Below are 14,381 nucleotides of genomic sequence, written 5' to 3' on the forward strand. Positions count from 1 at the left end.
GCTCTGAAAGGGCGTCAGAATTGATAACGATCAAGGCAGACGGGGATGAAAATCGGGGGTGTTTTTTGACATACCCCTTAAGGAGGATTATTTTTATTCACTCAACATGCTGATTAATATAAATATTTTCAAATCCATCCATTATGTAAATGTTAAATTCTTTATAAGTGGGTATTAAGGGGTATGCCTCCTGCAAGGCATAAATGAACGCTGTTCTGACAAACCGGCGCTATTTATTTATAAATAAGTATGTTGTAACTAAAAACAGGCAAAAAAAAGCGCGGTCTAACGCCGCGCAATGGATAATCAAACAATTACTTTTTTATTTTTTAGAATGACGTCCGTATACCGCCCAGGTGATGACTACGCAGGCGATATAGAAAATCAGGAACACTTTCATCGCATCGACCGGTGAGCCGGTTAATGCCAGAGATGTCCCGAATGCTTTCGGAATAAAGAAACCGCCGATTGCGCCAATCGCAGAGATAAAGCCCAATGCGGCTGCGGTATCGGTCGCGGCTTCACGCAGCGCTTTCTCTTCAGAACCCCCTTCCGCTTTAACCCTGTCCATCGTCAGCTTGCGGAAAATAACGGAGATCATCTGGAAAGTAGACCCACTGCCCAGCCCGGCAGTCAGGAACAGCGCCAGGAAGACAACGAAGAAGGCGATAAAGCTGCCGCCCTGGCCGTTAGAAGGCAAGGTCAGGAACAGTAAGGCGCTGAAAATCGCCATCAGCACAAAGTTAACCAGCGTCACCCGCGTTCCGCCCAGACGGTCGGAAATTGCCCCGCCCGCAGAACGGGCCAGCGCGCCGATTAACGGCCCGAAGAAGGCATAATGCAGGATCTGTACTTCCGGGAACTGCGTTTTAGACAGCATCGCAAACCCGGCGGAGAAGCCGATGAATGAACCGAACGTCGCCAGATACAGCAGGCTCATCATCCACAGGTGCCCACGTTTAAGTACCGGCAACTGATCTTTCAGCGAAGCCTTCGAGGTCGCCAGCTCATTCATACCGAACCAGGCGGCCAGGGTGAAAATGGCCAGGAACGGCACCCAAATCCAGGCGGCGTTCGCCAGATACAGCTGCGAACCGTCCGGCTGTTCCACACCGTGACTGCCAAATACGGCAAAGACAGACAACGAGACCACCAGCGGCGCGACCAGCTGCATAACACTCACGCCCATGTTGCCTAAACCGCCGTTCAGACCCAGCGCACCACCCTGTTTCTGTTTTGGAAAGAAGAAGCTGATGTTAGCCATGCTGGAGGCAAAGTTCGCGCCGGCAAAACCGCACAGCAGAGAAATCAGAATAAAGGTGCTAAACGGCGTGGAGGTGTCCTGCACGGCAAAACCTAACCATACGCAAGGAATGACCAGAATCCCGGTGCTGAACGCCGTCCAGCGGCGGCCGCCAAACAGAGGAACCATAAAGGAGTACGGCACACGCAGTAATGCGCCAGAAACAGACGGCAAGGCGGTCAGCATGAACAGCTGATCGGTGGTGAAGTTAAAACCGACCTTCGGTAAATTCACCGCGACGGCGCTGAATAACATCCATACACAAAACGCCAGCAGCAAACAGGGGACGGAAATCCACAGGTTGCGGCTGGCAACACGATGACCACGCTGTTCCCAGAAAGCGGGATCTTCCGGCCGCCATTCTGTGATTACAGCTCCAGATGCCCTTTCGGGGGCAGATGAGTGACTCATAGACACCTCTGTTACTCGATTCGATGTCTGCCACATTAGGGTTTACAGCCGGGGGTAAGTTGATATAAATCAAAGGAAAAGCCGTCATTATTCGCGGCTAAAAATTATCATGCCCCTTAGTGAGTAGGCTTTGTCGACAAAAAAGATGTGGTTTTTCACGGTGCTGTATAACCCTACCCCCCGGCTTCGCGATCCCCTCCCACCACCAGCAATTAAGAGGTAACTCGTTATAGGTATGGGTATACTCCAGGGTATGGCTGAGAATAACGTCACTGTCGAAACGCCCCTCGGTGAGCATCCCGGCAGAATCGTCATTCATTAAGGTTTCCTGAGCAGGAAGCCTGAAGGAAGAAGTCTACATGTTTAAACGTTGTCTCTCTCCACTCACGCTGGTCAACCAACTGGCGCTTATTGTTCTCCTGTCCACCGCTATCGGTGTGGCGGGCATGGCTATCTCTGGCTGGCTGGTTCAGGGCGTACAAGGCAGCGCCCATGCGATCAACAAGGCCGGTTCGCTGCGTATGCAGAGCTATCGCCTGCTGGCAGCAGTGCCGCTGAGCGCCCACGACCAAAAACTGCTGGATGAGATGAAACAGACGGCGTTCAGCCCTGAACTGACCCGCGCTGCGGAACGCGACGGGCAACAAGAGCAGCTTCGCGCACTACAGGACTACTGGCATACGGAACTGGCGCCAGGGCTGCAACGCGCGCAGGACAGAAACGCCGTTGCCGGCGATGTTATGCGTTTTGTCACCGGTCTGGATCGGTTAGTCACCGCCTTTGATCACACGACCGAGCTGCGCATTGAGCGCGTGGTGATGGTGCATCGGTTAATGGCCATCTTTATGGCGTTGCTGTTCGTCTTTACGATCATCTGGCTACGGGCGCGCCTGCTGCAACCGTGGAAACAACTGCTTTCGATGGCGCGAGCCGTCAGCCAGCGCGACTTCACCCAGCGGGCGCATATCAGCGGGCGCAATGAGATGGCGATGTTAGGCTCAGCGCTCAACAACATGTCAGAAGAACTGGCCGAAAGTTACGCCGTACTGGAACAACGCGTGCAGGAAAAGACGGCCGGGCTGGAGCATAAAAACCAGATCCTCTCATTCCTGTGGCAGGCCAACCGCCGCCTGCATTCCCAGGTGCCGCTGTGCGAGCGCCTCTCCCCGGTGCTGAACGGCCTGCAAAACCTGACGCTGCTGCACGATATTGAACTGCGGGTTTATGACCTGGAAGATGAAGATAATCATCAGGAGTTCACCTGCCAGTCCGACAGCAGTTGTGATGACAAAGGGTGCCACCTCTGCCCGCGCGGCGCGCTGCCCGCGATCAACGGCGGCACCACGCTGAAATGGCGACTTACCGATGCCCATACGCAATACGGCATTCTGCTGGCGACGCTGCCGCACGGGCGCCATCTGAGTCACGATCAGCAGCAGATGATTGATACGCTGGTCGAGCAATTGACCGCTACGCTGGCGCTGGACAGAAATCAGGAACGCCAGCAACAGTTGATTGTGATGGAAGAGCGTGCCACCATTGCCCGCGAACTTCATGATTCTATTGCACAATCGCTCTCCTGCATGAAGATGCAGGTCAGCTGTCTGCAAATGCAGGGCGCGACGTTGCCGGAAGGCAGCCGCGAGTTGCTCAGCCAGATCCGCAACGAACTGAATACCTCCTGGGTACAGCTACGTGAACTGTTGACCACCTTCCGGTTACAGTTGACCGAACCCGGCCTGCGGCCTGCGCTGGAGGCGAGCTGTCAGGAATATAGCGCCCGATTTGGTTTTACGGTGAAGCTGGATTATCAGCTCCCGCCGCGACGGGTGCCGTCGCATCAGGCTATCCACCTGTTGCAAATTGCCCGCGAAGCGTTAAGTAACGCCCTCAAGCATTCCCATGCCGATGAGGTGGCCGTCGCCGTGGTGCAAAATGGCAATCAGGTCAAACTGACAGTAAAAGACAACGGCTGCGGCGTACCAGAAAACGCCGAGCGCAGTAACCATTATGGCATGATTATTATGCGTGACCGCGCGCAGAGCCTGCGTGGCGATTGTCGTGTACGCCGTCGTGAGACGGGCGGTACGGAAGTTGCTGTCACCTTTATTCCCGAAACAAACTTCACAGAAGTCCAAGGAGATACCCATGAGTAATCAGGAACCGGCTACCATCCTGCTGATCGACGATCATCCGATGTTACGGACCGGTGTTAAACAGCTTGTCAGCATGGCGCCCGATATTAGCGTGATCGGCGAAGCCAGTAATGGCGAGCAGGGTATTGAGCTGGCAGAGTCTCTTGATCCCGATCTGATCCTGCTGGATCTGAACATGCCGGGCATGAACGGTCTGGAAACCCTGGATAAGCTGCGTGAGAAATCACTGTCAGGCCGTATCGTAGTATTCAGCGTGTCCAATCATGAAGAAGACGTGGTGACGGCGCTGAAGCGCGGCGCAGACGGCTATCTGTTAAAAGATATGGAGCCGGAAGATCTGCTGAAAGCCTTACAGCAAGCGGCCGCTGGCGAAATGGTGCTGAGCGAAGCGTTAACGCCGGTTCTGGCCGCCAGCCTGCGGGCAAACCGCGCGACCTCTGACCGCGACGTGACCCAACTGACGCCGCGCGAACGCGATATCCTGAAGCTGATCGCCCAGGGGCTGCCGAATAAAATGATCGCCCGCCGCCTGGATATCACCGAGAGTACGGTCAAAGTGCATGTGAAACATATGCTGAAGAAGATGAAGCTGAAGTCACGCGTCGAAGCGGCGGTATGGGTGCATCAGGAACGCATCTTCTGATTACTCCTCCGGGAGCAGCTTCCAGCGCGGATCGTTATCGGGCATCGCCATAAACGGTTCAGTCAGTGATAGCGTGATCTCATTGGAGGAGACACGCTGGCCCTGCTCATCTTCAACAACGACCGACAACCGCCAGCGATTTGTCGCCCCTTCGCTGCTGTCCCAGGCCGGCATGATAATGGTCCAGCCCTCTGCGCTGTCCGCCTTCGCTCCTGCCGTCAGACTCAGCGCCTGCGTATCGCCCTGCCACGTCACATGACGAACGCCATGCCGACTGCGGATCTGCACCTTCAGCGGCACCGTCTCGCCAGGCTGGAGATCCCACGGCGGCGTCGCCAGAAAAACAGTGAGCGTTTTACGCTGACGATACTCCATCGTCGGGAGATTATTGCGCTGCGGGTTGTCATAGCGACTGCCGCGCAACGACTGACTCTCCGCCACCTCGCTGGCCGACAGCTGTTTGTTCAGCGGCACGCCAAAACGGTAATTCAGGTTCAACCCCAGATTATTCTGGCTCACCCCGCTCTCGCCCTGTTTATGTTGCGCCGTCACCGTCACCAGCGGCACCGGCGTGTAATTAAGCCCCAGTTTTACCGCTACCGGATTATGGTATCCCGTGCCTGAGTCAAACAGATCCACCCGTTCGCCGAAATACTGTTCCACGCTGACGCTGGTGTTGAGGTGTTGATAAAACGGCATACGCATCTGCGCGGTAACATCGTAGCCGCGCGCCATACGCTGCTCTAAGGCGGTGGTCTGTTCATGCCAGGAAGCGAAAGGCTGGTAGTAATTGGCGGATAATCGCAGGTATTCGCCCCACGCTTCCGCGCCAAATCCCGCCCGTTGCAGATTTTCATCCAGCAGATTGTCATAAAAAGTGTTGTACCCTAACAGCCAGCCGTCGCGCGCCCAGCGTTGGCCGATGCCGACATTACTGACCAGGCCATCGTCCTGCTGAGTCAGCCCGAGTTGACTCCAGGTCAGATACCGCGTGTTGTCCTGCCAGGGAATAAACCAGCCCCCACGACTGCCGGTAAAGCTCCCTTCGTTATCAATCCTGAGATCGACACTCGCATTCCCCCAGGGCGAAAGCCAGGACTCCAGTTGATGATTAACCTGTTCACTCACGGCGTCCCGCACCTGGCCAAACGCAAACTGACGCGCCTGCTCGCCGGTATCCAGCCCATTGTCGGTCATGCTCGCTTCGCCAAAGGCTTTCACCATCTCAGCAAACTGTTTTTCACCTTCGTGTGACTCAGGCGTCATGCCCAAATCAGGTAAACCATCCTGGTTGTTATCGAAGGGATTTTCCGCCTGTTGAATAAACGAGGATTGCGCGCTGGCAGTACCGCCTGCCAGCAGCAAGAGTATGCAAAGGGAAAGAGGGCGATAAACAATACGGCTCAAATTGTCAGCTGCTTTTACATTAAACGAATGAAATCTCACAATTAACTAAAACCATAACGTTTCCATCCGCGTTTTGCAGCCCTTTATCGCATTTTCAGGAGAATCCCAGGCTTCCGGCGGATGCCGTTTGCGCCAGCAGCGCTTTCAGCTCCGGTACGCATGAGCCGCAGTTGGTGCCGCAGCGTAATGTTTTGCCCAGCGCCTGAACGGAGTCGCACCCTTGTGCGATAGCCTGCTGAATAGCACACTCCCCCACGCTAAAGCAGCTACAGATAATGCGTCCCTGGTCGGGCATCCCGCCGCCCGGTTTGCCACTCAACAGGCCATGCCGTTCAGGGGCGTTTTCCGGCGGATGGCGGAACGCGGCAATCACCGCCGCATCGTCTGTTTCGGGTTTTATCGCATCTGACCAGAACCCCAGCATTAATTGTCCCGCCTGCCAGGCCAGAATATTCAGCCCCTGCGGCGTCTGCGCGGTCTGCAATTGCCAGCGCTGTTCGCGGCACATCGCCAGCAACCAGTCGCGATCGTCACGATCGCTTGCGAGAGTGAAACGCGCCACGCCTTCCGCCGCTTTACGCCACCAGTGAACAAAAGGAGGAAAGGTTATCTCTTCGCGGATGAACAGTTCCCCCTGCCAGCGCGGCTGCCACGGCGTGATGCGCACCGCCGTTTGTTTACTCTCCGGCTGCCCAGATTGAGGATCGCAGACGGGCGCGACCAGCGCATTCACCCTTCCCTGCCGGGCAAAGCGATTATTCCAGTGCATCGGCGTAAACGCCGTCCCTTCCCGCAAGCCGGCCTGAATCACCACTCTGGCGACCATTACCCCGCGCGAGGAGCTGATACGGCCAAATGCGCCATCCACCAGGTGAAAACGGGCGGCATCGGACGGTGAAACCTCAACAATCGGTTCGCTAATGTGCTGCATAAGCCGAACCACCGTTCCGGTTCGGGTCATGGTGTGCCACTGATCGCGCAGGCGGCCGCTGTTTAAAATAAGCGGATAGAGCGCGTCACAGCGCGTTCTCATGCCCTCCGGTTCAACGGGCACCAGCCGCAGACGCTTATTGCGATGCCAGCCGCGAGCCAAGTCCAGCGCTCCGTGGTGACGGCTGACTGGCCAGCGGACAGGCGCCATTTCATCCCACGCCGCGCGGTTCAGATCCGCCAGCGCGCCAATATCAAACGCGCGGTCGCCGTCATTCTCAAACCCCGACAGCGCAGCGTGTTCCCGAAAGACATCCCACGCATCCTGCCAGGCGAATGCCTCGCCAAAACCGAGTTGTTTCGCCATCTGCGCGACAATCCACCAGTCTGCTCTGGCCTCGCCGGGGGCAGTTAAAAATGTGCGCTGACGCGAGATGCGCCGTTCAGAGTTGGTCACGGTGCCGTTTTTCTCCCCCCAGGCCAGCGCCGGAAACCGGATATGCGCCAGTCGACTGGTATCGGTATCGGCCACCACCTCCGAGACAATGACCAACGGGCAGGCAGACAGCGCCAGGCAAACGGCATGAGTGTCCGGCAGCGATACCGCCGGATTCGTGCCCATGATCCACACCGCCTTCACCTCGCCGCGCGCGATAGCGTCGAACAGATCCACCGCCATCAGCCCCGGCGTCTGCGCCAGCCGCTCCGTGCCCCAGAAACGGGCAACCCGCGACAGATCCTGCGGCTCAAAATTCATGTGCGCCGCCAGCTGTGTCGCCAGCCCGCCGACTTCACGCCCTCCCATCGCATTTGGCTGTCCGGTCAGCGAAAAGGGCCCGCAGCCTTCCCGCCCGTATTTACCGCTGGCAAGGTGTACGTTAATGATCGCATTGCATTTATCACTGCCGCTGGCGGACTGGTTAATCCCCATCGTGTAAAGGGTGATTGCGCGCGGCGCGGTCAGAAAACCATCATAAAACCGGCGGATTTCCGCGGGTTCCAGACCACAAAATTGCGCGACTCGCTCAACAGGCCAGCGGCTGGCGCGGGCAAACGCCGCCTGCGCATCATCAAAATCGACGTCATGTTCGCCGCTTGTCACGATGGCGTGCAGCAGCCCGACAAACAGCCCGCCATCGCTGCCGGGCGTCAGAGCAAGGTGCATATCCGCAATATCACAGGTGGCGGTGCGCCGGGGATCAATCACCACCACTTTCATGGACGGGTTCTCTTTTCGCGCCTGCACCAGGCGCTGATAGAGCACCGGATGCGTCCACGCCGCGTTCGAGCCGACCAGAATCACCAGATCGCTGCGCTCTATATCTTCGTAGCTGCATGGCACCACATCCGCGCCAAACGCGCGTTTGTAGCCCGTAACGGCTGACGACATGCACAGGCGCGAATTGGTATCGATATTGGCCGCACCGATAAATCCCTTCATCAGTTTATTCGCCGCATAGTAGTCTTCCGTCAGCAGTTGTCCCGAGGCGTAGAAAGCCACCGACGTTGGGCCATATTGCGTGATGATGCTGCGCAGGCGCTCGCCCGCCGTGTTCAGCGCCTGCTGCCAGCTTACCGTTTCACCGTTAACCTGCGGGTGTAATAACCGCCCGCTCAGTTCGGTGGTTTCCCCCAGCGCGGCGCCTTTCACACACAGTCGCCCAAAATTGGCCGGGTGATCGGGATCGCCCTGAACCGTGACGCCCTGTTCGCTGACGCGGGCGATCACTCCACAGCCGACGCCGCAGTAAGGGCACGTTGTCCGGGTTTCATTCATGACGCCTCCGCACGCAGCAGTAGCGCCTGATTCCCCACCCATACCTTGCCCGCTTCGACTTTCACCGGCCAGGCGCGCACAACGGGTTCACCGCTGTCATACTGTCGACCATCGCGCAGGCGAATACGCTGTTTGTAGAGCGGTGAAATGACAACGGGCTCACCGCCGGCATCCCCCAGAATTCCCCGGGAAAGCACGTTTGCGTCGCTGCCGGGTTCATGGTTATCAAGGGCGTAAATCGTCTGACCAAAGCGAAACAGCGCAATTTGCAGGTTGCCCAGACGGGCGCCAATGCCCGCCTGTTCGGGGATCTCCTCCAGTTGACAAACCTCCTGCCAGGGTTTTTTCGGCAGGATGGTTCTCGCTGGCGCCGCCGGTTTCGCCAGCTGCGGTTGCCCACGTAGCATCTGGCGCGCTACGGCTTCATCCGGTTCGTCGCCGTTCACGCTGGCGCGGAACAGCGCCAGACGCTGCGGATCATTCAGCGTGGTTTGCCATTCACACTGGTATGTTTCCACAATCCGCGCCATCTCTTGTTCAAGCTCGTCGCCGATACCCAGGCTGTCGTGTATAACCACCTCGCGCAGATAGTCGATGCCCCCTTCAAGATTATCCATCCAGGTGCTGGTGCGTTGCAGGCGATCGGCGGTACGGATATAGAACATCAGGAAGCGATCCACGAATTTAATCAGCGTGGCGTCATCCAGATCGCTGGCGAACAGATCCGCATGACGCGGCTTCATACCGCCGTTTCCGCAGACATACAGGTTCCAGCCCTTATCGGTGGCGATCACACCAACGTCTTTCCCCTGCGCTTCGGCACACTCGCGGGTACAGCCGGAGACCGCCATTTTGATTTTGTGCGGGGCGCGCAGTCCCTTGTAGCGGTTCTCCAGCGTGACGGCCAGACCGGTTGAATCCTGAACGCCATAGCGACACCAGGTTGACCCGACGCAGGATTTCACTGTGCGCAACGACTTCCCGTAGGCGTGCCCGGTTTCAAAACCGGCAGCAACCAGATCGCGCCAGATATCCGGCAGTTGTTCGAGGCGCGCGCCAAACAAGTCGATACGCTGCCCGCCGGTAATTTTGCTGTAGAGCTGATAACGTTTGGCGATTTCGCCTATGGCAATCAGCCCATCCGGCGTCACCTCGCCTGCCGCCATGCGCGGTACAACGGAATACGAACCGTCTTTCTGGATATTGGCAAAATAACGATCGTTGGTGTCCTGCAACGGCAGATGCGCAGGTTTTAGCAGATACTCATTCCAGCAGGAGGCCAGCACCGAGCCCACCAGTGGTTTGCAAATCTCACAACCATGCCCGCGACCATAGCGGCTAATCAGTTGCTCAAAGGTGTGGATGCGGTTCACCCGCACCAGGTGGTAAATCTCCTGTCGCGAGTACGCAAAGTGTTCGCAGATATCCTTTTTAACCTCCACGCCCTGTGCCGCCAGCTGGAACTCCATCACCTGTTTCACCAGCGCGCTGCACCCACCGCAGCCGGTTGCCGCTTTGGTGCACTGCTTGATTGCGCCCATCTCCGTTGCGCCCGCGCTGACCGCCTGGCAAATGTCCGCCTTGCTGACGTTATGACAAGAGCATATTTGCGCGCTGTCCGGTAATGCCGCAACGCCCAAAGCTTTCGGCGCGCTGCCCGCCAAAGCAGGTAAAATCAGCGATTCCGGCTGTCCGGGCAGCGCCATACCGTTAAGCATCATTTGCAATAACGTGGCGTAATCCGCCGCATCACCCACCAGCACGCCGCCCAGCAGCGTCTTGCCGTCCGCGCTGACCACAATTTTTTTGTAGATTTGCTCCGGGCCATGCGTCCACTGATAGCTTTGCGCGCCTGGCGTGCGCCCCTGCGCATCGCCGAACGAGGCCACATCCACCCCCAGCAATTTGAGTTTGGTGCTCATATCCGCCCCGCTGAACGCCGCATCTTCACCGGCCAACTGCGCTGCCGCCACGCGCGCCATCTGGTAGCCCGGCGCAACCAGCCCAAACACCCTGCCGTCCCAGAGCGCACATTCACCGATGGCAAAAACATCCGCGTCAGAGGTCAGACAGTGGTTATCAATACACACCCCGCCGCGTTCTCCGATACGAAGTCCGGCGCCGCGCGCCAGCGCATCCTGCGGGCGAATACCGGCAGAAAACACCACCATATCCGTCTCCAGACGCTCACTATCCGTAAACACCAACTGTAACCCTTGCGGGGTGGAGACAATTTCCGCAGTGGATTTCGAGGTATGCACGCTCACGCCCAGCGCCTCGATTTTTTCGCGCAGCATCGCCGCGCCAGCGTTATCAAGCTGAACCGCCATTAACGATGGCGCGAACTCGACAACATGCGTCTCCAGCCCTAATTGCCGCAAGGCGTTCGCCGCCTCCAGCCCCAACAGCCCGCCGCCAATCACCACCCCACGGCGAGAGTGTTTTGCCTTCGCGGCAATCGCATCCAGATCGTCCAGCGTGCGATAGACGAAACACGCCGCTGAATCACCGCCTTTCACCGGCGGAACAAAGGGATATGATCCGGTTGCCAGCACCAGTTTATCCCAGTGCGTTTCATGTCCGCTGGCGGTGCGAATAACGCGGGCATCCCGATCGATCGCCGTAACGCATTGCGACAACCGCAGCTCAATACCGTGGCGGGCAAAAAAATCGCCTTCCACCAGCGAGAGCGATTCTGCGCTGCGCCCGGCGAAATACTCCGACAGATGAACGCGGTCATAGGCGGCATAACGCTCTTCGCCAAAGACCACAATCTGATAGTCAAGATGCAAATTGCGGCTAACGCATTGCTCAAGAAAATGGTGGCCAACCATACCGTGTCCAACAACAGCCAACGTGGGTTTTGTCATAGTCACCTGTCCTGCAGCCGCAGGCTGCGTATCAAATCTGTCGAATAACCAGTCAGGATTCGCCGACGCAGCCTGCGCCAGCAAATCAGTCAACGGCGCGGCGCTGCGGCAATCGCCCATCAGCAGCACCCCCTGTAACCGTCCATTGCGGATCAGCAGACGACGGTAATGGCCGCTCAGCGGGTCAAATGTGCGCAGCAGGTCATCACCCGCCGTGGCGTTTACCTCCCCGGCGCTGAACAGATCGATACCCGTCACCTTCAGACGCGTACCGCTGTCCTGCCAGTGAAAATCAGCGCCGGGGGTTCCCGCCAGGCGGGCCGCCAGCACCTCCGCGTGCGCCAGACAGGGCGCGACCAGCCCCCAGGTCTGCCCGTCGATTTCACAGCACTCGCCTATCGCGCTGATCCCCGCCACCGCCGTGCGCAGTTGCCCGTCCACCACAATTCCACGCTGACAGAGCACCCCGCTTGCCTGCGCCAGCGCCGTATTGGGTTTTACGCCAGTGGCAATCACCACGCGCGTTGCAGACAGCACGCAACCGTTCGTCAACGTGACGTCATCAGGCGTAATCCTGTCGATACCGGACGACAGCACACAGTCAATCCCGCGTGCGACAAGGTGCTCCGCCAGCAGTTCCCCGGCCTGCTCATCAAGCTGTTGCTCCATGAACCGATTGCCGCGATGAATTAACGTGACATTGTCACCTTTTAGTCGCAGCGCGGCAGCCGCCTCGACCCCAAGCACACCGCCGCCCAGCACGGCAACCGGCCCGCAGCCATGCAGGATGCTGTCCACATCGTTAATCGTGCGAAAAGCATGCACATGGGGTAAATCAGCGCCGGGGATCGGCGGAATAAACGGAACCGAGCCGGTGGCAAACACCAGCGCATCCCACGCCAGCGTTCGACCGGTGGTGGTGGCCGTACGCGCTATCGCGTCAACGGCGATGACGGCTTCCCCCGTCAGCACCGTGACGCCGTGGCGCTGATACCACTCAGGCGGATGCAGCAGCGTCTGCGCAAAGCGCTTTTCGCCGCCCAGTACGGGCGAAAGCTGAATGCGGTTATACGCATGCTGCGGTTCTTCCCCCACCACGGTTATCGTGAAGGCCTGCGGCGCCTGCGCCAACAGCGCCTCCACCAGACGGGTGGCAGCCATCCCGTTGCCGATAATGACCAGTCGCTGCGTCATACCGCCTCCCTACGCCGCCTTCGGCTGCTTTTCGTAGAGGAAGTGAAGAATCTGCTGGCGCAGCTGGTGGTATCGGCTGTCGTCAGCCAGCTGCACGCGATTACGCGGGCGAGGAAGCGTGACGGGCAAAATGTCGCCTACCGTCGCCGCCGGGCCGTTGGTCATCATCAGCACGCGATCGGAGAGCAGCACCGCTTCATCCACATCGTGGGTAATCAGCACAATGGTGGTATTGAGCGACTGCTGGATTTGCATCACCGTGTCCTGCAAATGCGCGCGCGTCAGGGCGTCCAACGCGCCAAACGGTTCATCCATCAGCAGCACTTTGGGTTTCATCGCCAGCGCCCGGGCGATGCCGACGCGCTGCTTCATCCCCCCGGACACTTCTCCCGGATGCTTGTGCATGGCGTGCCCCATTTGCACCCGTTCAAGATTGTGTTCAATCCATTCCCGACGCTCTGTTTTCCCCATCGTGCGGCGAAAGACCCGATCAACCGCCAGCGCAACGTTATCGAAGCAGGTCAGCCACGGCAGCAGCGAGTGATTCTGAAAGACCACCGCCCTTTCCGGCCCCGGCCCGGCGATTTCCCGGTTGTCGCAAATAAGCCCCCCGTCGGTAGGGAGCGTAATTCCGGCAATCAGATTCAACAGCGTCGATTTCCCGCAGCCGGAATGCCCAATAAGGCTGACGGTTTCACCTTCATGAATGTCGAAAGAGACGTTTTGCAACGCCAGAAATTCGCCGCTGGCGGTAGAAAAACGCTGACTGACGGCCTGTACCTGAATTAACGGTTTCATGGTGTTCCCCTTATTTTTCCTGCCAGCTAAAACGACGCGCCACCAGCATTAAACCCTGCTCCAGCAGCAGGCCAACCACGCCGATGATGACGATAGCGATGAGAATGTTTTCCACATTGAGGTTGTTCCACTCGTTCCAGATCCAAAAGCCAATGCCAAGGCCGCCGGTGAGCATTTCCGCCGCCACAATCACCAGCCAGGCGATGCCGATAGACAGGCGCACGCCGGTCAGCACCGCAGGCAGAACCGCCGGAAAGAGAATACGGCGCATCACCGTCCATTCCGGGAGTTGCAGGACACGGGCAACGTTAAGGTAATCCTGTGGGATGCGGCGCACGCCTTCGGCGGTGTTGATCACCATCGGCCAGATAGAGCAGATAAAAATGGTCCAGCTTGATGCCGGTTCCGCTTTCTGAAACAGCAGCAAGCCAATTGGCAACCAGGCCAGCGGGCTGACCGGTCGCAGCAGCGCGATCAGCGGGGTAAACATGCGCGAGAAAAAGGTGAACCGGCCGATCAGGAAGCCAAGCGGGATACCCACCAGCGCCGCCAGCCCAAAACCAATCGCCACACGCTGTAGCGACGCCAGCACATTCCAGCCAATCCCCATATCATTAGGCCCACCGTTATAAAACGGGTCGGCAAACAGCGTCAGCGCGGAATCAAGGGTGCTGAGCGGCGTCGGGAAGCCTTTGCTGTTAATGGCCGCCAGTTGCCAGCCCACCACCAGCAGCGCCAGCCCCAGCAATGCGGGAACGGTTCGCTGCGCCAGCGTTCGCATCAGATGCGACAGCGGCGGATTACGCCTGCGCACCGTAACGGGCGGCAGCGTAATCACTTCACCGGCGGCGGGTTCAGGGATGCGTCTTTGCGCGTTTTGTACTGTTTTCAT

At 58.1% G+C, this 14,381-nt stretch carries 8 protein-coding genes; 2 read left to right on the forward strand and 6 right to left on the reverse strand.

What is annotated here, in order from left to right:
* Positions 1-322 precede the first annotated feature (322 nt).
* Positions 323-1,714, reverse strand: a complete 1,392-nt coding sequence (locus tag OGY62_RS10175; RefSeq protein WP_024130296.1) for a NarK family nitrate/nitrite MFS transporter — start codon at positions 1,712-1,714, stop codon at positions 323-325.
* Positions 1,715-2,073: 359 nt separating this feature from the next.
* Between OGY62_RS10175 and narX the strand changes: the two genes are divergently transcribed.
* Entirely contained in the window at positions 2,074-3,870 is a 1,797-nt protein-coding gene (narX, locus tag OGY62_RS10180) for a nitrate/nitrite two-component system sensor histidine kinase NarX (protein ID WP_286459707.1), read from the forward strand.
* Complete coding sequence (narL, locus tag OGY62_RS10185; protein WP_012132179.1) at positions 3,863-4,513, forward strand: two-component system response regulator NarL; 651 nt, start codon at positions 3,863-3,865, stop codon at positions 4,511-4,513. Before narX ends, narL begins: the two co-directional genes overlap by 8 nt.
* On the opposite strand, the gene OGY62_RS10190 is transcribed toward narL, so the two are convergent.
* The 5 genes from OGY62_RS10190 to ntrB all read right to left on the reverse strand — a co-directional run bounded on the left by OGY62_RS10190 (position 4,514) and on the right by ntrB (position 14,381).
* Complete coding sequence (locus OGY62_RS10190; protein ID WP_024130295.1) at positions 4,514-5,920, reverse strand: YchO/YchP family invasin; 1,407 nt, start codon at positions 5,918-5,920, stop codon at positions 4,514-4,516.
* Between the two features lie 94 nt (positions 5,921-6,014).
* Positions 6,015-8,627: a nitrate reductase gene (locus OGY62_RS10195; RefSeq protein WP_286459709.1), complete on the reverse strand. Its 2,613-nt coding sequence runs from the start codon at positions 8,625-8,627 to the stop codon at positions 6,015-6,017.
* On the reverse strand, positions 8,624-12,691 hold the full coding sequence (gene nirB / locus OGY62_RS10200; RefSeq protein ID WP_286459711.1) for a nitrite reductase large subunit NirB: 4,068 nt from the start codon (positions 12,689-12,691) through the stop codon (positions 8,624-8,626). The genes OGY62_RS10195 and nirB overlap by 4 nt, the downstream gene beginning before the upstream one ends.
* A 9-nt stretch (positions 12,692-12,700) precedes the next feature.
* Positions 12,701-13,489: an ABC transporter ATP-binding protein gene (locus tag OGY62_RS10205; RefSeq protein ID WP_012132175.1), complete on the reverse strand. Its 789-nt coding sequence runs from the start codon at positions 13,487-13,489 to the stop codon at positions 12,701-12,703.
* 10 nt (positions 13,490-13,499) lie between these two features.
* Entirely contained in the window at positions 13,500-14,381 is an 882-nt protein-coding gene (ntrB, locus tag OGY62_RS10210) for a nitrate ABC transporter permease (RefSeq protein ID WP_012132174.1), read from the reverse strand.

Origin of the sequence: Citrobacter sp. CK198 (genome assembly GCF_030333295.1) — a bacterium.
Taxonomy (GTDB): Bacteria; Pseudomonadota; Gammaproteobacteria; order Enterobacterales; family Enterobacteriaceae; genus Citrobacter_B; species Citrobacter_B koseri.